Below are 18,286 nucleotides of genomic sequence, written 5' to 3'. Positions count from 1 at the left end.
GGGGCTCAGGCCTTGGCCGGAGCCTCTTCCTTCGCAGCGGTCTTCTTGGCGGGAGCCTTCTTCGCGGCCGGCTTCTTGGCAGCGGGCTTCACTTCGTCTCGCTCCGCTCGCTCAGTACGCCGCTTCACGGCATCCGCCTTCGGCGCGGCCTTCTCCGCGGCCGGCTTGGCCGGCTCAGCCTTCTCGGCAGCGGGCTTGGCGGGCTCAGCAGGTGCGGCAGCAGCCGGACGGGGGCGCGCGGCGAACTGCTCGAACACGTCGCGCGGGTGCTGGACGGCCTGCAGGCTCACGATGTCGCGACCCAGCCACAGGTTGTGCCACCAGTCACCCAGCACGCGCCACTTGCGCTCCCAGCTGGGCATGGCCAGGCCGTGGTAGCCGCGGTGTGCGAGCCAGGCGACGAAGCCCTTCAGCGCGATCTTGCCGGACTGGAACACGCCGTTGTAGAGGCCGAGACCGGCCACGGCGCCCAGGTTCTTGTGGAAGTACTCCTTGGGGCTCTCACCGCGCAGGACCGCGACGAGGTTCTTCGCCAGCAGCTTGGCCTGGCGGACGGCGTGCTGAGCGTTCGGCACGCAGGACCCGTCGGGCAGGCCGCCGGTCTTGTCGGGAACCTGAGCGATGTCGCCGCACGCCCAGGCGTCGGCGACGATCGCGCCGTCCTCCTGGATGACACGCAGGTCGGCCTGCACCTTGATGCGCCCGCGCGGCTCGGTCGGCAGGTCGCTGCCGCGCACCACGGTGGGGTTGGCCATGACGCCGGCCGTCCACACGATCAGGTCGGTCGGGATGACCTCACCCGTGGAGAGCTCGACGTTGCCGTCGACAGCGCCGGTGACCTGGGTGTCGAGGTGCACGTTCGCGCCGCGCTTGGCGAGGTCCTTCAGGACCCACTCGCTGGTGGCCAGCGAGACCTCGGGCATGATGCGGCCCATCGCCTCGATGAGGTGGAAGTGCGTGTCCTCGAAGGCCAGCTGCGGGTACTTCGCCACCAGCGCGGAGGCGAACGAGCGCAGCTCGGCGAATGCCTCGATGCCGGCGAAGCCGCCGCCCACGACGACGACGCTCAGCAGGCGGTCGCGCTCGGGGCCGGCGGGGATGGCGGCGGCCTTGTCGAAGTTCGACAGCAGCTTGTCGCGCACGGCGACGGCCTCTTCGATGGTCTTCAGCCCGATCGCGTTGTCGGCGATGCCGGGGATCGGGAAGGTGCGCGAGACGGCGCCGGCAGTGACGACGATCTGGTCGTACGCGAACTCGTACGGCTCCCCCACCGACGGTGTGATCGTCGCGACCTTGTTCGCGTGGTCGATGCCGGTGACCTTCGCACTGATCACGTTGGTGCGCTTGAGGTGGCGGCGGTGCGCCACCACGGCGTGCCGGGGCTCGATGGAGCCGGCAGCCACCTCCGGCAGGAACGGCTGGTACGTCATGTACGGCAGCGGGTCCACCATCGTCACGTCGGCCTCACCTCGGCGGAGGTGCTTCTCGAGCTTCCATGCGGTGTAGAAACCTGCGTAGCCTCCACCGACAATCAGAATGCGGGGTGCAGTGCTGTTCTGAGGCACAGGGGGACAACTCCTCGTCGTCAGGGTGTGGGAGTGCGTCTACCGCGCTCCATTCGGATGCGCCGGGCAGCTGCGGTGACGCCAAGCGCTATCACAATACCAGGCACAGTGAGGGCGAGGAGCGGCAGAGTACCGTACCGGAGCGTCTCGGCGGTCGGCAGCAGGGGCGATCCGGGCTCACTGGGGCGGTCCGCGGGCGGCAGCGGAGCGATCGCGACGGGTGTCGAGGTGGCAACCGGCGTCGGGTCCGTCGGCGATGCCGCACGCCGGTACACCCGGATCCAGTCCTTCAGATCTCCCATCGGGTTGGTCGTGACGTGCGGCACGGATGCCGTGACCGCGGCGTTCACGTCCAGCAGCCCGTAGCCGTACTGCACGTCGGGCGTCCGCGTCATGCCGGGAACGCGCACGGCCGTGCGGATGAGTCTATTTATGACGTCATCCGCACTGATGCCCGGGTGAGCGGCCCGTACGAGGGCCGCGGCCCCGGCCACGATCGGCGCCGCACCGCTGGTCCCCTCCCAGCCCACCACCGTGCCGTCGGCCGTCAGTCCCAGCAGCTGCTCGCTGGGCGCCATCACGCCGATCGTGATGCCCTGCGTGGATGCCTCGCGGCTGACGACGCCGTCCTTGCCGACGCCGCCGACCGTGAGCACCCCGGGGATGGTCGCCGGAGCACCGACGATGGAGGTGCCGCTGCCCCTGTTGCCCGCGGCCACGACCACGACCACGTCGTGCTCGTAGGCATACAGGAACGCGTCGTCCCAGCTGGGGTCCCAGTCGAGGGTGTTGGTGGTGAACGACAGGTTGATCACGTCGGCGCCGTGGTCGACAGCCCATCTCATGCCCTTGGCGACCTGCTCGCTGAACGGCACCGTCGACGAGGATCCGGGGAAGCCCAGCGACACCGACAGCAGTTCGGCGCGGGGCGCCACGCCGATCAGACCTGTCCCGTCGGCCTTCCCCGGCGCCGCGGCGGTGGATGCGACGAGCGTGCCGTGATCGCTGTTGATCACGCCGACCGGCGTGCGTCCGTCCTTCGATCCGACGCCGGACATGTCGATGCCGCCGACGACCGAATTCCCGAAGGCGCCGCCCGCGGCGCCGATGCCGGTGTCGAGCACGGCGATCGTGACTCCCTCACCGAGGGTCGTCCGCCAGGCATCGCGGATGTGCGACGCATCCAGCCAGTACTCCTGGGAGCGAACGGGATCATTCGCATCGTCGGGCACGGGAGCGGTAGCCTGCGGCGTCGGCGTCGCCTCGGCCGGAGCCGCAGGCGGTGCCGGAGCGGCCGGCGCGGCCATCGCGGGTGCCGCGGCCAGCGCCACAGATGCCGCCACCGCCGTGCACACGGCGACACGCGACAGCATCCGGCGCAGACTCATCCCGCGTCGACCGCCGAGAGCGCAGCGCCGGGGTGCGCGCACGCGCATCGTTCGGGCGACCATGCGGCGCGGGCGAGCGCGGCATCGCCGATGGGGTTGACACCGGTCCCGGCGGCCAGGGCGTGCCCTGCCAGGGCGTGCAGGCACTTCACGCGGGTGGGCATTCCACCGGCGGACACGCCGTCGATCTCGGGCACGTCGCCGAACTGCGCGCGGTCGGCGAGGTACGCGCGATGAGCGGCGAGGTACGCGGAGGCGACGTCCTCGTCCTCCAGCAGGGCGGCCAGCTCGGGCATCACCTGCTCCGCCTCCAGCGTCGACATCGCAGCGGTGGCGGCCGGGTGGGTCAGGTAGTAGAACGTGGGGAACGGCGAACCGTCGTCCAGGCGCGGCGCCGTGGCCACGACGGTCGGGTTGCCGCACACGCAGCGCGCGGCGATGCCGACGACCCCGCGGGCCGTGCGTCCGAGCTGATCCGACACGACGGCGATCTCAGCGGCGGTGGGTGTCGGGAAGGGCGGGGTCGTCACGTCACCAGCGTACGGGGCGCGGCCTGTGTGATGCCCCAGTGCGCGGTGTCAGCGCGCCGGTGCGACCGACGCGGTCTTCGCCATCCCGGCGGAGGTGATGCTGCGCAGCAGCTGCGGCATCCAGTCGGCGCCGCTCTCCTGGAGCTTGTCGCTGACGGCCTTCTGCTCGGGCGGGATCTCCGCAGGATCCAGATCGTTGTCGACGAGGTAGACGACCTCGCCGGGCTTGACGTAGTACAGCCGTTCGCGCGCCTGCGTGGTGATGTAGGCGGGGTCGCCCCAGCGCGCCTTCTCCTGCTTCAGCGCATCGATCTGATCCTGAGTCACCTGCACCGAGTGCTCGAGAGCGGCGATCTGCTGCCGCTGCCCGAGATACGTGCCGATGGACGGCACCAGCACCCAGGTGCCGAGCACGACGAGAGAGAGCATGATCACGGCGAACGCCGAGAGGCGGATGCCGCCGGCCCACTCCCGCACGTCGACGGCACGGGATGCCTGGGGGTGCTCCCTCGGCATGCGCCGGGTCGACTGCCGGTCGTGGGACTCGCGTGCCCTCGGGGACGCCGAAGGGGGAGCAGGTCGTCGTGCCACCTCTCCCCCTTCGTCGTGCTGTCTGTGCGCTCAGATCTCCTGATCAGGCCTGGAAGCGCGGGAAGGCCGAACGGCCGGCGAAGACCGCAGCATCCCCCAGCTCCTCCTCGATGCGCAGAAGCTGATTGTACTTCGCGACGCGCTCGCTGCGGGCGGGCGCACCGGTCTTGATCTGACCCGAGTTCACGGCGACCGCGAGATCGGCGATCGTGGTGTCCTCGGTCTCACCGGAGCGGTGCGAGAGCATCGTGGTGTAGCCCGAGCGGTGCGCGAGGTTGACGGCGTCGAAGGTCTCGGTGAGCGTGCCGATCTGGTTGACCTTGACCAGCAGCGAGTTGGCCACGCCGCGCTTGATGCCGTCGGCGAGGCGCTGCGGGTTGGTGACGAACAGGTCGTCGCCGACCAGCTGCACCCTGGAGCCCAGTGCGTCGGTGAGCGCCTTCCAGTTGTCCCAGTCGTCTTCGGCGAGGGCATCCTCGATGGTGACGATCGGGAAGTCGCGGACCAGGCCCTCGAAGTACTCGATGAGCTCGGCGGCCGTGCGCTTCTGACCCTCGACGTGGTAGACGCCGTCGCTGAAGAACTCGGTGGCGGCGACGTCCAGGCCCACGGCGATGTCCTTGCCCGGGGTGAAGCCGGCCTTCTCGATGGCCTTGAGCAGGAAGTCCAGGCCCTCGCGGTTGCTGGGCAGGTCGGGCGCGAAGCCGCCCTCGTCACCGAGGCCGGTGTTGAAGCCGGCGGCCTTCAGCTCGCTCTTGAGCACGTGGTAGGTCTCCACGCCCCAGCGCAGCGACTCGGAGTAGGTGTCGGCACCGATCGGTGCCAGGAAGTACTCCTGGAAGTCGATGCCGTTGTCGGCGTGCTCGCCGCCGTTGATGACGTTGAACAGCGGGACGGGCAGCAGGTGCGCGTTGGGGCCGCCCAGGTAGCGGAACAGCGGCAGGTCGGCCGAGTCGGCGGCGGCCTTGGCCACGGCCAGGCTGACGCCGAGGATGGCGTTGGCGCCGACGCGCTTCTTGTTGTCGGTGCCGTCGACGCCGATGAGGATCTCGTCGATGACGCGCTGCTCGCTCGCCTCCTCGCCCTCGATGGCCGGGCCGAGCTCATCGATGACGGCCTCGACGGCCTTCAGCACGCCCTTGCCGCCGTAGCGGCTCTTGTCGCCGTCGCGCAGCTCGTATGCCTCGAATGCTCCGGTGGATGCGCCGGAGGGGACGGCCGCGCGCTGGACGATGCCGTCGTCGAGCAGCACCTCCACCTCGACGGTCGGGTTTCCACGCGAGTCCAGAATCTCGCGTGCGCCTACAGCCTCGATCAGTGCCACGGGTGTGCTCCTTTTCAGGGAGGGAAGGGGATGTGGAGCGACGTCGATCCGCCGTTCAGTCTAGTCATCCGGCATCCGGCGCTCCGAGGTGTTTCGCGCTCCACGCGCCCACTCGCCCCCGACAGCCGACCACTCAACGCCCCGAGACCCCTCGTGACTGTCGAGACCCCTCGTGAGTTGCACAATTCATGAGGGGTTTCGACGATCATGAGGGGTCTCGGCTGATCGTCACGGCGTGGATGCAGGAGGCGCGGGAGGCGTGGGCTTCGGCCGTGGTGCGGCCAGTGCGGGCTGCCTGCGGAACTGGCCGGTCAGCAGCAGGACGACCACGACCACCGCGCACGCGATCCAACCGGAGACGCCCAGAGCAAGCGAGAGCGCGGGTTCGACGCGCGTGCCCGCGGCGTAGAGCACCAGCGGCAGCCCCGCCGAGGCGTTCAGCGCGCCATGCGCGAAGACCGCCGGCCACAGCGAGCCCGAACGCAACCGCAGGAATCCCAGCAGCACGCCCCACGCGATGCATCCGCCGGTCATCAGCAGCACACCGGTGATGTCGGTGCGCCCGAAGTTGTAACCGAGCAGGATGACCGGAGCGTGCCACAGGCCCCAGATCGCGCCACTGACCAGCAGCGCCGTCCAGGTGCCGTACTGCCGCAGCGCCGGAACCAGGAAGCCGCGCCAGCCCAGCTCTTCGCCGAAGGCGGCGAGCGCGTTGATCGTGACGGCGGCGAACGGGATCGCGATCAGCTGCGCGAGCACCAGCAGTCCGAGGGGCGGCAGCTCCACACCCGCGGGAAGGGCCGCCTTCAGCATCTCCCGGTAGCCGGAGAAGCCCACCAGGTCGAGGGTGATCCATCCGGACAGCGCGGCGATCGCGAGCGCGAGAAGCACCACCGCGAACGCGCCGAACACGGCGATCACGCTCATCCAGACCACGCGCTTGGCAGGCCGTAGCGGCCACATGCCCAGGAATCTCAGCCGCTGTCCCTTGGGCACCGGGCGCATCACCAGCATCACGATCAGCACGGCGGCCGCCGGGGCGTACATCATCACCGGCAGCAGCAGCGCGGCTCCCGGCGTCGCCAGGCCGTCGCCCAGCCACAGCGGCAGCGCCACCAGCCAGGCCAGGCCCATCGCCATCACCACGTAGGAGATGATCGCGTTCAGGCCGATGCGCGGCATCCGCTCTTCGTTGTTCGTGTCCGCCATCTCACTCACCCTCCTCGGTTCTGCGCGCAAGGTACGCGTTCAGCGTGGCGACACCGACATCCGCTCCATCGACGGTGACGACCAGGGGTCGCTTGTCACGGCGCTCGACCTCGATCGCGGGTCCGGTGCGCAGCACGATGCCGGTGCGGCCGTCCAGGCCGATCCGCCAGCCGAAGCCGCCGAACTCGCCGAACGGATGGCAGTCCACAGCCCGCACCGAGGTGATCTCGTCCAGCGGGACGTGCACTCGGGGGAACCCGGCCTGCGAGCGGACGGAGAGGCCATCGGCGCCGGCACGCACCCTGAAGGACGCCGAGGTCGCGAATGCTGCGCCGATGATCACGAGCGTGAGGACGGGAATCCACCAGGCCTCGTGCCGCTCCATCACCATCACGGCGGTGATGCCCACGACGACAACGATGACCAGTCCGATCACCAGCATTGCGACGCGCGACATCGAGGCGGTGGCCACCCAGACCACGCGCTCTCCCGCCGAGATCGACGCGAGGTGCGCGGGCTTCAGCGGCGCACCGAGCGTCGGGTGCACATCCGGCTGCACGGCCCAGCCGATGGTGGTCAGCACCAGCAGCGCGCAGAAGCCGCCGATGACGATCGGCCACACGGGGCCGACGTGCGCAGCATCCGCGAGTCCTCGCTGAACCTCGACCGAGCCGGTGTTGACGACCGCACTGAATCCCGACAGGCCCAGTGCCATGCCGCCGAGCAGGCGCGAGGCGCCGCCCCACTGATGCCGTCCCATGGCGAGCACAGCGGCGACCATGAGGATCGGCAGGCCGAGGCCCAGGCCGATGGCCATCCACAGGTACGACTGCGGGGAGCCGAAGCCGTCGACGCCGCCGACTCCCCAGTGCGTGGCCGCCGGATCCGGCAGCTCCGGAATCCACACGGCGATGAGCACGGTGGCGATCGCGGTGAGGACCACCGGGATCAGCAGGCCGACGATGATCAGTGCACGGCGAGCGCGCCTGATATCGCCGGCGTGCCGTGCGGTCACGGACTGCTCGGCAGGACGGTCGTTCATGACGTCATCTCCTTGATGATCGCGGCGAGAGTCGCGGGGCTGACGCCGAGGTCGTCCGCGCGATGGACGAGTGCGGCGATGTCCTCTGCGAGAGCGGCGAGAGGTGCGGCGGATGCCGAGACCACGGCCCCCCGCCCGCGACGCAGGTCGATGAGCCCCTCGTCGCGCAGCTCCTGATATGCGCGCAGCGCCGTATGGACATTCACATCCAGGGCATCCGCCACTTCGCGCGCGGCAGGGAGCCGGTCTCCGGGACGCAGCCGCCCGGCCAGCACATCGCTGCGAACCGAAGTCGCGATCTGTTCGAACAGCGGACGAGCGCTGTCGGGATCCAGTCGGATGAGCATGTCCACCTCCAGTCGCCTTATTCTATGGCAACTAGATCAACTAGTTCAAGTAGATCTTTTGTGCGCACGCACCACACGATGCGGGCAGAGCGGATGTCGGTGAGCAGACTGGCAGGCATGCGCATCACTCCCCGACGCCTGGCCCTCGGCATGAGCCTGTGGATCCCCAACCTGTTCAGCGGCATCCGCGTGCGACGGTTCAGCGAGGACTGGACGCACGCGACCGTCGAGCTGCATGTGAACCTCTTCACCCGCAACTACGTGAAGACCGCCTTCGGCGGGTCGATGTCTGCGATGACCGACCCGTACTTCTTCATGCTCGTGATGCACCAGCTCGGCCGCGATCACGTGGTGTGGGACACCCGCGGCGAGATCGAGTTCCTGAAGCCCGGCCGCGGCGTGCTGACCGCGGAATTCGACGTGCCGCCGGCGAAGGTCGCCGAGCTGCGCGAGCGCGCTCGCGGCGGTGCGAAGGTGCTGGAGTGGTTCGAGACCGAGATCACGGATGCCGACGGGGACACCGTCGCGCGCGTGCGCCGCGAGGTGTACGTGCGCGAGAAGAAGCGCGTCACGGAGGCACGTCGGCGCTGACCGGGCAGGACACAGCCTCACGCCGCCGTTCCACTTCGGGGGCCGACGGACCGGCACCCCGGGCTCAGCCGAGGGGCTTGACCTCCAGGGTCCCCGCGTCCTGGCCTGCGGCCACCGTCACGAAGCCGGTGTAGCCGTCGGCGGCCGAGCGCTCCAGCAGGCCGTGCAGGTTCTTCGGGCGGCGCTCCAGGCGCACCCGCGCCGCCGTGCCGCGCAGCAGCGCCGCCTTGTGCGCGAGCAGCTCGGTGACCGGAACGCCCTTGTCGTGCACGAGCACGATCGACGCCGCGGCATCCGCCTCGCGCTCCGCGACCAGGTCGACGATGCGCTCGAAGCCGATCGAGAAGCCGACTGCCGGCACCTGCTGGCTGAGGAAGCGGCCGATCATGCCGTCGTAGCGGCCGCCGCCACCCAGCGAGTAGCTCACCGACGGGTGCGCGAGCTCGAAGATCGTGCCGGTGTAATAGCCCATCCCCCGCACGAGGAACGGGTCGTACATCAGCGGCGGCTCGCCGGCATCCGGTCTGGCGGCGACGACCGCCTCGCCCAGGCCGACCAGGTGCGCGATCAGCTCGTCGGGCGCCCCCTCGGGCAGCGCCTTGCGTATCTGGCGCTCGCCGTACGGGTTGTGCTCCAGGGTCTGCGGACGCTTCAGGAACGCCTCGAACGCGTCGACGGCGGATGCCGTGGCCCCGCGGTCACGCAGTTCGCCGGCCACGCCGTCGGGCCCGATCTTGTCGAGCTTGTCGATGGTGATCAGCACACCGGGGCGCTCGCCAGCCGTGAAGCCGAACGAATCCAGCATCCACTCCAGCGCGCGACGATCGTTCACGCGCACCATGCCGCCTTCGAGCCCGAGGGCGTCGATGGTGTCGAGGGATGCCGTGATCAGCTCGGCCTCGGCCCGGACGGACTCGTCTCCGATGATGTCGATATCGCACTGCACGAACTGGCGGTAGCGACCCTTCTGCGGACGCTCGGCACGCCAGACCGGACCGATCTGAATGGCGCGGAAGACGCCGGGAAGCTGGCCGCGGTTGGTCGCGTAGAAGCGCGCCAGCGGCACGGTGAGGTCGTAGCGCAGGCCCAGGTCACTGAGCGCGGCGGGATCGTCGGCGCCCGCGCGGATCTGCTCGGGATCCAGCCCACGGCGCAGGATGCTGAAGGACAGCTTCTCGTTGTCGCCGCCGACGCCGGCATGCAGCCGGTCGTACTCCTCGACCACGGGCGTCTCGATCTCGTCGAAGCCGTGCGCGCGGTAGCGCTCGCGGATGACGGCGAGCACGCGCTCGCGACGGGCCTTGTCAGCGGGGAGGAAGTCGCGCATTCCGCGCGGCGGGTTCACGGTTGCCACCCGTCCATCTTTCCAGGTCTGGCGAGTATGACCGTGCGATCGGTTCCCTGGCTGAACTTCCGCTCCCTGGCCGGAAGCCAAACGTCGGCGATGAGGCCTGAGAACCGGCATTCGGCTCCTGAACAGAGAAGAGAGAGTCGAGCGGATGCCGGTTCCGAGACGTCACCGCCCCGGGTCGGCCTCGGCCGCGCGGACCTCGTCCTCGAGCAGGCGGATGCGCTCGCGCAGGGCGCGCTCGGCATCCCAGCCGTTCTCGCGAGCCTCGGCGACCAGCACGAGGAGGGCGTCGCCGAGGGCGGACTCGGATGCGACGCGTTTCGTCTCGCCTACGGCTCGCTCAACGACCGGAGATGGGTCGAGTACCTTCGCGGCCCGCCCCAGCACCTTCTGCGCGCGCGCCAGCGCGGGCATCCCTGCCGGGACCCCGTCCAGCACGCTGCGTCGCTCGCGCTTCTCGGCGGCCTTGGCGGCGTTCCAGTGCACCAGCACCTCTTCGGGAGTCCTCGCGACGGCGTCGCCGAAGACATGCGGATGCCGGCGCACCATCTTCTCAGTGAGCCCGCGCGCCACGTCGTCGATGTCGAACGGATCATCCGCGTCCTGGGCGGCGACGGCGGAGTGGAACAGCACCTGCCAGAGCAGATCGCCGAGCTCCTCGCGCAGGCCCGTGCGGTCGCCGGTCTCCACGGCCTCGATGACCTCGTGCGACTCCTCGATGAGGTACGGCACCAGGTCGCGGTGCGTGATGCGCTGCGACCACACGCACCGCTCGCGCACCTGGCGCATGGTCTCCGCCGCGGCCCGCAGCGGATCCGGAACATCAGTGACCGGGTCGATCACAGCATCCTCCTCAGGCGGCCTTCGCCAGCATCCGATAGTGCCGCGCGCGCATCGAGACGAAGACTCCCGACAGCACCAGTGCGATCAGCGAGCCGCCCAGCACGCCCAGGATCGCCTCGTCGCGCAGCGCGGCGTCGGTCGTGAAGGCGAGGTTCGCCAGCAGCAGCGACACGGTGAATCCGATGCCGCCGAGCACGCCGGCGGCGATGAGATCGGGCAGCACCAGCGCAGGCGCCGTGCCCCGCGGGCGGATCTGCAGGCTCAGCCAGCCGAACACGGTGATGCCGATGATCTTGCCGACGGGCAGCGCGATGAGGATGCCCCAGAACGCCGGCGACAGCTGCATGGGCGACACGTGCGGGATGACGACGAACGCCGCGACGAAGGCGAACACCGGCAGGATGAGCCCGTTCACCGTGGGCTCCAGCGCATGCCGCACACGTTCGGCGGGCACCGGCGCCATTGCGAGCCCCAGCAGTACGCCGGCGATCGTCGCGTGGATGCCGGACAGCGCCATGCATCCCCAGGCGACGACGCCCACCACCCCCATGGCGACGGCGATGCCCGGATGCCCGGTGGCGTGCAGCCAGTGGCTGAGCGCCCAGAACACCACGACGGCCGCGACCGACAGGCCGAACATCAGCCAGTCGACGTCGTGAGCGAACAGCACGGCGATGAACACGATGCCGATGATGTCGTCGAGGATGGCCAGCGCCAGCAGGAACACCCGCACGGCCGTGGGCAGCCCCTTCCCGAACATGGCCAGCACGCCGAGCGCGAAGGCGATGTCGGTGGCGGTCGGGATCGGCCAGCCGACGTGCGTCTGACCACCGCCCGCCACCAGCAGGTAGATGAGGATCGGCACGAGCACGCCGCCGCCTGCCGCGATCGCCGGCTGCACGGCCTTGCTCAGCGAGTTCAGTTCGCCGTGCGTGAGTTCGTGCCGCAGCTCGATGGCCACCACCAGGAAGAAGATCGCCAGCAGGCCGTCGGCCACCCACTCGCGCACAGTCAGGTCGAGCGCCGTGCCGGGGATGGCGATGCGCCCGTCCAGCACGGCCGCGATCGCGTCGTGCGTGAGGAGGTTCGCGAAGAGCAGCCCGAGGGCCGCCGCGGCGAGCAGGAGGGCGGCGGGGAACTGCTGTCCCCGCAGAGGATTGGCCGTGATGCGCATCCCACCATCGTAGGTCGTGCCCTCTCGCGGGCCTCCGTCACGAAGCACGGGCCCGTCTGGAGCCCGGGTTACGCTCGGGGCATGACCCTCGAGCCAACGAACACCGAAGCCATCCGAGTCATCTCCCGGTTCGAGGCGTCCAACGGCATTCCCGACAGCATGCGTGCCGACGTGCGCATGCTGGGCGGCCTGCTCGGTCAGGTGCTGCGGGAGTCGGGCACGCCGGGCCTTTTCGAGGACGTCGAGCGACTCCGACTGGCCACCATCCAGGCAGCGGATGCCGACGATGAGGCGTTCGCGCGGGCGGCGTCCATCGCGGAGTCCTTCACCATCGAACGCGCAGACGAGGTCGCCCGCGCGTTCACCTGCTACTTCCACCTGGTGAACCTCGCCGAGGAGCACCAGCGCGTGCGCGTGCTGCGCGAGCGCGCCGGCCGCCCGGGACGGGAGGATGCCGCCGACACCGTCGCCACCGCGTTCGCGCGGCTGCGCCAGGAGGTGGGCGATGCCGAGGCGCGTGAGCGCCTCGCCGAACTGCGCTTCCATCCCGTCTTCACTGCGCACCCCACCGAGGCGCGCCGCCGGGCGGTGTCCTCCAGCATCCGCCGGCTGTCCGACCTGCTCACGCAGAACGACGCGGCCAGTGCCGGCGGCGCGGAGCAGAAGCGCGCGCACCGCCGCATGCTGGAGGAGGTCGACACGCTCTGGCGCACCGCGCCGCTGCGCGCGCAGAAGCCGTCACCCACCGACGAGGTGCGCACGGTGATGAGCGTGTTCGACGAGACCCTGTTCACCACCGTTCCGCACGTGTACCGGCGGATCGATGACGCACTCCGAGGCGAGGGATCAGGCAACGGCGCCCCTCTCGTCCCGGCATTCGTGAGGGTCGGCACGTGGGTGGGCGGTGACCGCGACGGCAACCCGTTCGTCACGGCATCCGTCACCCGCGAGGCCGCCTCCATCGCCGCCGACCACGTGCTGCGCGGCATCGAACGCGCCATCGAGCGCATCGGCCGCACGCTCACCCTCGACGCGGAGGGCACACCGCCCAGCACCGAGGTCGTCGGCCTGTGGGAGCGGTTCGCGCAGGCGCAGCCCGAGCTGGCGGCTGCGATCGCCAAGCGCTCCCCCGACGAGCCTCACCGCCGCGTGCTGCTGGCGCTCGGGCACCGCGTGCTGGCCACCCGCACCGGCGAGGCCGACGCCTACCGCGCCCCCGAGGAGCTGCTGGCCGACCTGCGGGCCGTGCAGTCCTCTCTTGCGGATGCCGGTGCCACCCGCCACGCATTCGGCGGCGTGCAGCACCTGATCTGGCAGGTGGAGACCTACGGCTTCCACCTGGCCGAGCTCGAGGTGCGCCAGCACTCGCAGGTGCACGCCGAGGCGCTCGCGGAACTGGACGCGGGCGGCGAGCTCTCCGAGCGCACCCAGGAGGTGCTGGAGGTGTTCCGCGCCATAGCCGACATCCAGAGCCGCTACGGCCTGCGCGCGACCGGCCGGTACGTGGTCTCGTTCACCCGCTCCGCCCAGGACCTGCAGAACGTGCACCGGCTGGCCGCCTACGCCCTGGGCGAGAACGCACCCGTGCTGGACGTGGTGCCGCTGTTCGAGACCTTCGCCGACCTGCAGGCGGCCCCCGGCATCCTCGCCGAGGTCGTGCAGTTCCCCGAGTTCCGAAAGCGGTTGGAGGCCACCGGCAACCGGCTCGAGGTCATGCTCGGCTACTCCGACTCCTCCAAGGACGTCGGCCCGGTGGCAGCCACGCTCGCGCTGTACGACGCGCAGCGCGACATCGCCCAGTGGGCGGTGGATGCCGGCATCCGCCTCACCCTGTTCCACGGCCGCGGCGGTGCGCTGGGACGCGGCGGTGGACCCGCCAACTCGGCCATCCTGGCCCAGCCGCCGCACTCGGTCGACGGCCGGTTCAAGCTCACCGAGCAGGGCGAGGTGATCTTCGCCCGCTACGGCGAGCCGGCCATCGCGATGCGGCACATCGACCAGGTCGCGGCGGCCACGCTGCTGGCGTCCTCGCCGACGGTGGAGAAGCGCACCAGCGGCGCGGCCGAGCGCTTCGCCCCCATCGCCGCCACCATGGACGTGGCCTCGCGCGAGCGGTTCTTCTCGCTCGTGCACGCCGACGGGTTCGCACCGTGGTTCGCCACCGTCACCCCCATGGAGGAGATCGGCCTGCTGGCGCTGGGCTCGCGGCCCGCGCGCCGCGGGCTGTCGGTGGAGTCGCTGGAGGATCTGCGCGCCATCCCGTGGGTGTTCGCATGGACGCAGGCTCGCATCAACCTGGCGGGCTGGTTCGGCCTGGGCTCGGCTCTGGATGCCGTGGGCGATGAGGCCGCGCTGCGAGAGGCCTACCGCGAATGGCCGCTGCTGCACACCATGGTCGACAACGTGGCGATGAGCCTGGCCAAGACCGACGAGCGCATCGCCGGTGAATACCTCGCCCTGGGCGACCGCGACGACCTCGCCGCGATCGTGCTGGACGAGCTGCGGCTGACCCGCGACTGGGTCATCCGGCTCACCGGCGGCGAGAGCCTGCTGCAGAACAAGCCCATCCTGCAGCGCGCCGTGCAGCTGCGCACCCCGTACGTGGATGCGCTGTCGCTGCTGCAGCTGCGGGCGCTGCGCGCCCTGCGCACGGCGGCGACCACGGCCCCGGCGCCCGATCCCGACCTGCAGCGCCTGCTGCTGCTCTCGGTGAGCGGGGTGGCCGCCGGCCTGCAGAACACCGGGTGATCGGGCCCGATCGGGTGGGCTGACACGATTGTTAGGGACCCCTAGCAGCCGATGTAAAGTGAGATTCCAGCCTGATCCGGCGAAGCATCATGCGACACGATCGCTCGCATCCCCCATTCCTATTCCGAGAAAGCTTCCCCGCGTGACCGATACCACTGCCGATTTCCATCCGCTCAGCGCCGCCGCACAGCCCGTCTTCGACACGGTGCGCGCGCTCAACCCGAACGAGCCGGAGTTCCACCAGGCGGTGCACGAGGTGCTGCACTCCATCGGCCCGGTGCTCGAGCGTCACCCGAAGTACGTCGAGAACGGCGTGCTCGAGCGGCTCATCGAGCCCGAGCGCCAGATCATCTTCCGGGTGCCGTGGATCGACGACGCCGGTCAGCTGCACGTGAACCGCGGCTACCGGGTGCAGTACAACTCGGCTCTCGGCCCGTACAAGGGCGGTCTGCGCTTCCACCCCACCGTGAACATCTCGATCATGAAGTTCCTCGGCTTCGAGCAGATCTTCAAGAACGCGCTCACCGGCCAGGGCATCGGCGGAGCCAAGGGCGGCGCGAACTTCAACCCGCACGGCCGCAGCGACGCGGAGATCATGCGCTTCTGCCAGTCGTTCATGAACGAGCTGTTCCGCCACATCGGCGAGCACACCGACGTTCCCGCGGGCGACATCGGCGTGGGCGGCCGCGAGATCGGCTACCTGTTCGGCATGTACCGCAAGATGACCAACCGTCACGAGTCGGGTGTGCTCACCGGCAAGGGCATCGGCTGGGGCGGCGCGCAGGTGCGCACCGAGGCCACCGGCTACGGCGCCGTGTTCTTCGTGCAGTCCATGCTGGCCGTGCACGGCGAGACCCTCGAGGGCAAGCGCGTGGCGGTGTCCGGTTCGGGCAACGTGGCCCTGTACGCCATCGAGAAGGCGCAGCAGCTCGGAGCGCGGGCTGTCACGGCATCCGACTCCTCGGGTTACGTGCTCGACGACGCCGGTATCGATCTGGAGCTGCTGCGGCAGATCAAGGAGGTCGAGCGCGGCCGCATCGTCGAGTACGCCCGCCGTCGGCCGGGTGCGACCTTCGTCGAGGGCGGCAACGTCTGGGAGATCCCGGTCGACATCGCCATCCCGTCGGCCACGCAGAACGAGCTGAACCTGGACTCCGCGAACATGCTGATCGCCAACGGCGTGCGCGCCGTGGCAGAGGGCGCCAACATGCCCTCCACGCCCGAGGCCGTCGGCGCGTTCCAGAACTCCGAGGTGCTGTTCGCGCCGGGCAAGGCGGCCAACGCCGGTGGCGTGGCGACCTCGGCCCTGGAGATGAGCCAGAACGCCGCACGCCAGCGCTGGAACTTCGCCAACAGCGAGCAGAAGCTGCGCGAGATCATGACCGACATCCACGACGCGTCGTTCCGCGCCGCCGAGCGCTATGGCACCCCCGGCGACTACGTGGCGGGCGCCAACATCGCCGGCTTCGAGCGCGTGGCCGACGCGATGCTGGCCCAGGGCGTCATCTGACCGAGACCCCTCAGCAGCGTCGAGACCCCTCGTGAATCGCGTGATTCAGGAGGGGTCTCGGCGTTCAGGAGGGGTCTGGGCGGGCGGGCTCAGACCTGCTGGTCGTGCCTGTGGCGAGCCAGGGAGCTGGCATAGCGCTCGGTGAGCTGCACCATCAGGTCGGGGGTGTCGCGGTCCACGCCGAACACGTAGCCGGGGAAGTCCAGCTCAGGCTGCAGGGCCGCGATCTCCTCGTCGTGGTCGGGCGAGAGCAGCTGCGCCGGGTCGCCGACGGCGATCCAGCCGATCGGCACCACGCTGCCGTCCGGCAGGATGCTGCGGCGGTGCACGATCGCGTTCACGCGGATCTCGCAATGCGAACCGACGCGTGCGCCGTTGAAGACGCGGGCGCCGGATGCCAGGAACGACTCCGCCCCGATGTCAGCACCTGCCACGGACGACAGCGTGCCCAGCAGCGAATGGTGGCCGACGTGCACGGCATCCGCCGCCGTCGCGCGGATGAGCGCGTTCTCCATCACGATCACGTGCTCGCCGAGCACGATGGGTCCGCCCTCGGCGGTGATCACGGCGCCGTGCAGCACCTGGCAGTTCGGCCCGATCTCCACATCGCCGGAGATCACAGCGGTCGGCGCCACGACGGCGGTGTCGTGGATGCGGGGCCGAGCCCCGAGGTGCTCGTAGATCATGCGGCCAGACTAGTCGCGGCATCCGCTCGCGCACCACGGATGCCGCGTGTCGAGCACCGCGGGCGCGACGTGGTGCGAGCATCTCGCGCGGAGATGTGCGCCCCGCGCGGACGAATACCCGAAATCCGCCAGCGCGAAGCGCACATCCCCGCGGCTGGCGCCCAGCATCCGCTCGCGCACTACGGATGCCGCGTGATCCGCCGCGTGTCGGATCACTGACCGCGCGGTCGTCCTGCGGCGTGTCGACTGGGCGACAGGCCGCAGACAGGCGGGGCCATCCGTGATCCGTCACGCCGCGTGCCCGCCGCCGCGACTTCCGGATGCCCCTTCAGCGCGCCCGGAGCACGGCCGGCAGCACGATGTGCACCTCGGGGATCATGCCGGGCGTCACGCGCTTGCGGAAGATCCAGTAGCTCCAGGCCTGGTACAGCACGATGACCGGCAGCGAGATCCCCGCGACCACGGTCATCACGCCCAGCGTGTACGAGCCGTTGGCGGCGTTCCACAGAGTGAGGTCGAAAGCGGCATCCACGGTCGAGGGCAGCACCAGCGGAAACATCCCGGCGAAGATCGATGCCACACCGAACAGCCCGAATCCGGCGTATCCGGTGAACGCGATGCCCTCGCGGCGGGCGCGCGCCGCGATCCAGCCGACGACTGCGGCGATGACGGCCAGCGCCACCAACGCCCACGACAGCACGCTGCCGCCGTGCTCGAACTGCACGAGGATGGCCCACCCGGCCGCGGGAATCAGGCACAGCGGCGCCCAGCGCGCGGCGAAGCTCCCGGCCCGCTCGCGCACCGGGCCGTCGGCCTTCAGGCCCAGGAACGTCGCGGAGTGCGCGAGTGCGAAGCCGACCACGGCCAGCCCGCCCAGCACGGCGACGGGAGTCAGCCACACGAACGGCCCGCCCACGCGGTCGCCGTTGGCGTCCAGCGGCAGCCCGGTCGAGGTGAGCGCCAGCGCCGCGCCGATGCAGAACGCCACGATCACGGAGCCGACGCCGATCAGCCAGGTCCACACCGTGCGCCACCGCTCGGTGTGCAGCTTGCCCCGGTACTCGATGCCGACCGCCCGCACGATCAGCCCCACCAGCGTGATGGTCAGCGGCACGTACAGGGTGGAGAACAGCGCCGCGTACCAGGCCGGGAAGGCCGCGAACATGGCGGCGCCCGCGGTGATCAGCCACACCTCGTTGCCGTCCCAGATCGGGCCGATGGTGTTCAGCATCACCCGGCGGTCCCGCTCGGAGCGGGTCGTGAACAGCATCCGCATGCCGACTCCGAGATCGAAGCCCTCCAGCAGCAGATAACCGGTCCACAGCAGCGCGATCGCGATGAACCAGACGACGGGAAGCGGTTCCATGATGGTGTCCTCTCAGACCGG

At 70.1% G+C, this 18,286-nt stretch carries 16 protein-coding genes; 3 read left to right on the top strand and 13 right to left on the bottom strand.

The features are described 5' to 3' along the window. Positions 1 to 5: 5 nt before the first annotated feature. The 8 genes from Q0568_RS00790 to Q0568_RS00755 all read right to left on the bottom strand — a co-directional run bounded on the left by Q0568_RS00790 (position 6) and on the right by Q0568_RS00755 (position 7,996). Complete coding sequence (locus Q0568_RS00790) at positions 6 to 1,565, bottom strand: FAD-dependent oxidoreductase (RefSeq protein WP_298860658.1); 1,560 nt, start codon at positions 1,563 to 1,565, stop codon at positions 6 to 8. A 20-nt stretch (positions 1,566 to 1,585) separates the two neighbouring features. Then, positions 1,586 to 2,938, bottom strand: a complete 1,353-nt coding sequence (locus Q0568_RS00785) for a S8 family serine peptidase (RefSeq protein WP_298860655.1) — start codon at positions 2,936 to 2,938, stop codon at positions 1,586 to 1,588. 11 nt (positions 2,939 to 2,949) lie between these two features. Continuing rightward, on the bottom strand, positions 2,950 to 3,483 hold the full coding sequence (locus Q0568_RS00780) for a DUF501 domain-containing protein (RefSeq protein WP_298860652.1): 534 nt from the start codon (positions 3,481 to 3,483) through the stop codon (positions 2,950 to 2,952). 48 nt (positions 3,484 to 3,531) lie between these two features. After that, entirely contained in the window at positions 3,532 to 3,999 is a 468-nt protein-coding gene (locus Q0568_RS00775; protein ID WP_298860649.1) for a septum formation initiator family protein, read from the bottom strand. A gap of 118 nt (positions 4,000 to 4,117) precedes the next feature. Beyond that, complete coding sequence (eno, locus tag Q0568_RS00770) at positions 4,118 to 5,398, bottom strand: phosphopyruvate hydratase (RefSeq protein WP_298860647.1); 1,281 nt, start codon at positions 5,396 to 5,398, stop codon at positions 4,118 to 4,120. Positions 5,399 to 5,626: 228 nt separating this feature from the next. After that, positions 5,627 to 6,607 carry a CPBP family intramembrane glutamic endopeptidase gene (locus tag Q0568_RS00765; RefSeq protein WP_298860644.1) on the bottom strand — a complete coding sequence of 327 codons (981 nt, stop codon included), beginning with the start codon at positions 6,605 to 6,607 and terminating at the stop codon, positions 5,627 to 5,629. Between the two features lies 1 nt (position 6,608). Then, positions 6,609 to 7,649, bottom strand: a complete 1,041-nt coding sequence (locus Q0568_RS00760; RefSeq protein WP_298860641.1) for a DUF1648 domain-containing protein — start codon at positions 7,647 to 7,649, stop codon at positions 6,609 to 6,611. After that, on the bottom strand, positions 7,646 to 7,996 hold the full coding sequence (locus Q0568_RS00755; protein ID WP_298860876.1) for a GntR family transcriptional regulator: 351 nt from the start codon (positions 7,994 to 7,996) through the stop codon (positions 7,646 to 7,648). Before Q0568_RS00755 ends, Q0568_RS00760 begins: the two co-directional genes overlap by 4 nt. Positions 7,997 to 8,113: 117 nt before the next feature. Between Q0568_RS00755 and Q0568_RS00750 the strand changes: the two genes are divergently transcribed. After that, complete coding sequence (locus Q0568_RS00750) at positions 8,114 to 8,587, top strand: DUF4442 domain-containing protein (RefSeq protein ID WP_298860638.1); 474 nt, start codon at positions 8,114 to 8,116, stop codon at positions 8,585 to 8,587. Between the two features lie 64 nt (positions 8,588 to 8,651). Here the strand turns inward: Q0568_RS00750 and Q0568_RS00745 are convergent, their stop codons facing one another. From Q0568_RS00745 to Q0568_RS00735, 3 genes are all read right to left on the bottom strand, one after another. Further along, a complete protein-coding gene (locus Q0568_RS00745; protein WP_298860873.1) occupies positions 8,652 to 9,914 on the bottom strand; it encodes an ATP phosphoribosyltransferase regulatory subunit in 1,263 nt (420 codons plus the stop codon). Positions 9,915 to 10,103: 189 nt separating this feature from the next. Then, positions 10,104 to 10,727 carry a MazG family protein gene (locus Q0568_RS00740; protein ID WP_298860870.1) on the bottom strand — a complete coding sequence of 208 codons (624 nt, stop codon included), beginning with the start codon at positions 10,725 to 10,727 and terminating at the stop codon, positions 10,104 to 10,106. Between the two features lie 64 nt (positions 10,728 to 10,791). After that, positions 10,792 to 11,955, bottom strand: coding sequence for a Na+/H+ antiporter NhaA (locus Q0568_RS00735; protein WP_298860635.1), 1,164 nt, complete (start codon positions 11,953 to 11,955; stop codon positions 10,792 to 10,794). Positions 11,956 to 12,036: 81 nt separating this feature from the next. Between Q0568_RS00735 and Q0568_RS00730 the strand changes: the two genes are divergently transcribed. Continuing rightward, the gene (locus Q0568_RS00730) at positions 12,037 to 14,703 is read left to right on the top strand and encodes a phosphoenolpyruvate carboxylase (protein WP_298860628.1); all 2,667 of its coding nucleotides are present in this window, start codon (positions 12,037 to 12,039) and stop codon (positions 14,701 to 14,703) included. 142 nt (positions 14,704 to 14,845) lie between these two features. Next, positions 14,846 to 16,213, top strand: coding sequence for an NADP-specific glutamate dehydrogenase (gdhA, locus tag Q0568_RS00725; protein WP_298860625.1), 1,368 nt, complete (start codon positions 14,846 to 14,848; stop codon positions 16,211 to 16,213). An 89-nt stretch (positions 16,214 to 16,302) separates the two neighbouring features. On the opposite strand, the gene Q0568_RS00720 is transcribed toward gdhA, so the two are convergent. Both Q0568_RS00720 and cydB read right to left on the bottom strand, forming a co-directional pair. Next, on the bottom strand, positions 16,303 to 16,899 hold the full coding sequence (locus Q0568_RS00720; protein ID WP_298860623.1) for a gamma carbonic anhydrase family protein: 597 nt from the start codon (positions 16,897 to 16,899) through the stop codon (positions 16,303 to 16,305). 328 nt (positions 16,900 to 17,227) lie between these two features. Then, the gene (gene cydB, locus Q0568_RS00715) at positions 17,228 to 18,265 is read right to left on the bottom strand and encodes a cytochrome d ubiquinol oxidase subunit II (protein WP_298860620.1); all 1,038 of its coding nucleotides are present in this window, start codon (positions 18,263 to 18,265) and stop codon (positions 17,228 to 17,230) included. Positions 18,266 to 18,286: the final 21 nt, after the last annotated feature.

The organism is uncultured Microbacterium sp., from assembly GCF_937927635.1.
Taxonomy (GTDB): domain Bacteria; phylum Actinomycetota; class Actinomycetes; order Actinomycetales; family Microbacteriaceae; genus Microbacterium.
The sequence above is the reverse complement of the archived record's forward strand: the minus strand, read 5'-3'. Positions and strand labels throughout refer to the sequence as shown.

Coding starts and splice junctions, on each gene's coding strand:
- Q0568_RS00750 (WP_298860638.1), top strand. CDS start 8,114: ATGCGCATCACTCCCCGACGCCTGGCCCTCGGCATGAGCCTGTGGATC.
- Q0568_RS00745 (WP_298860873.1), bottom strand. CDS start 9,914: ATGCGCGACTTCCTCCCCGCTGACAAGGCCCGTCGCGAGCGCGTGCTC.
- Q0568_RS00775 (WP_298860649.1), bottom strand. CDS start 3,999: ATGCCGAGGGAGCACCCCCAGGCATCCCGTGCCGTCGACGTGCGGGAG.
- Q0568_RS00785 (WP_298860655.1), bottom strand. CDS start 2,938: ATGCTGTCGCGTGTCGCCGTGTGCACGGCGGTGGCGGCATCTGTGGCG.
- Q0568_RS00740 (WP_298860870.1), bottom strand. CDS start 10,727: ATGCGCCAGGTGCGCGAGCGGTGCGTGTGGTCGCAGCGCATCACGCAC.
- Q0568_RS00720 (WP_298860623.1), bottom strand. CDS start 16,899: ATGATCTACGAGCACCTCGGGGCTCGGCCCCGCATCCACGACACCGCC.
- Q0568_RS00765 (WP_298860644.1), bottom strand. CDS start 6,607: ATGGCGGACACGAACAACGAAGAGCGGATGCCGCGCATCGGCCTGAAC.
- Q0568_RS00735 (WP_298860635.1), bottom strand. CDS start 11,955: ATGCGCATCACGGCCAATCCTCTGCGGGGACAGCAGTTCCCCGCCGCC.
- cydB (WP_298860620.1), bottom strand. CDS start 18,265: ATGGAACCGCTTCCCGTCGTCTGGTTCATCGCGATCGCGCTGCTGTGG.
- Q0568_RS00730 (WP_298860628.1), top strand. CDS start 12,037: ATGACCCTCGAGCCAACGAACACCGAAGCCATCCGAGTCATCTCCCGG.
- Q0568_RS00755 (WP_298860876.1), bottom strand. CDS start 7,996: ATGCTCATCCGACTGGATCCCGACAGCGCTCGTCCGCTGTTCGAACAG.
- Q0568_RS00760 (WP_298860641.1), bottom strand. CDS start 7,649: ATGAACGACCGTCCTGCCGAGCAGTCCGTGACCGCACGGCACGCCGGC.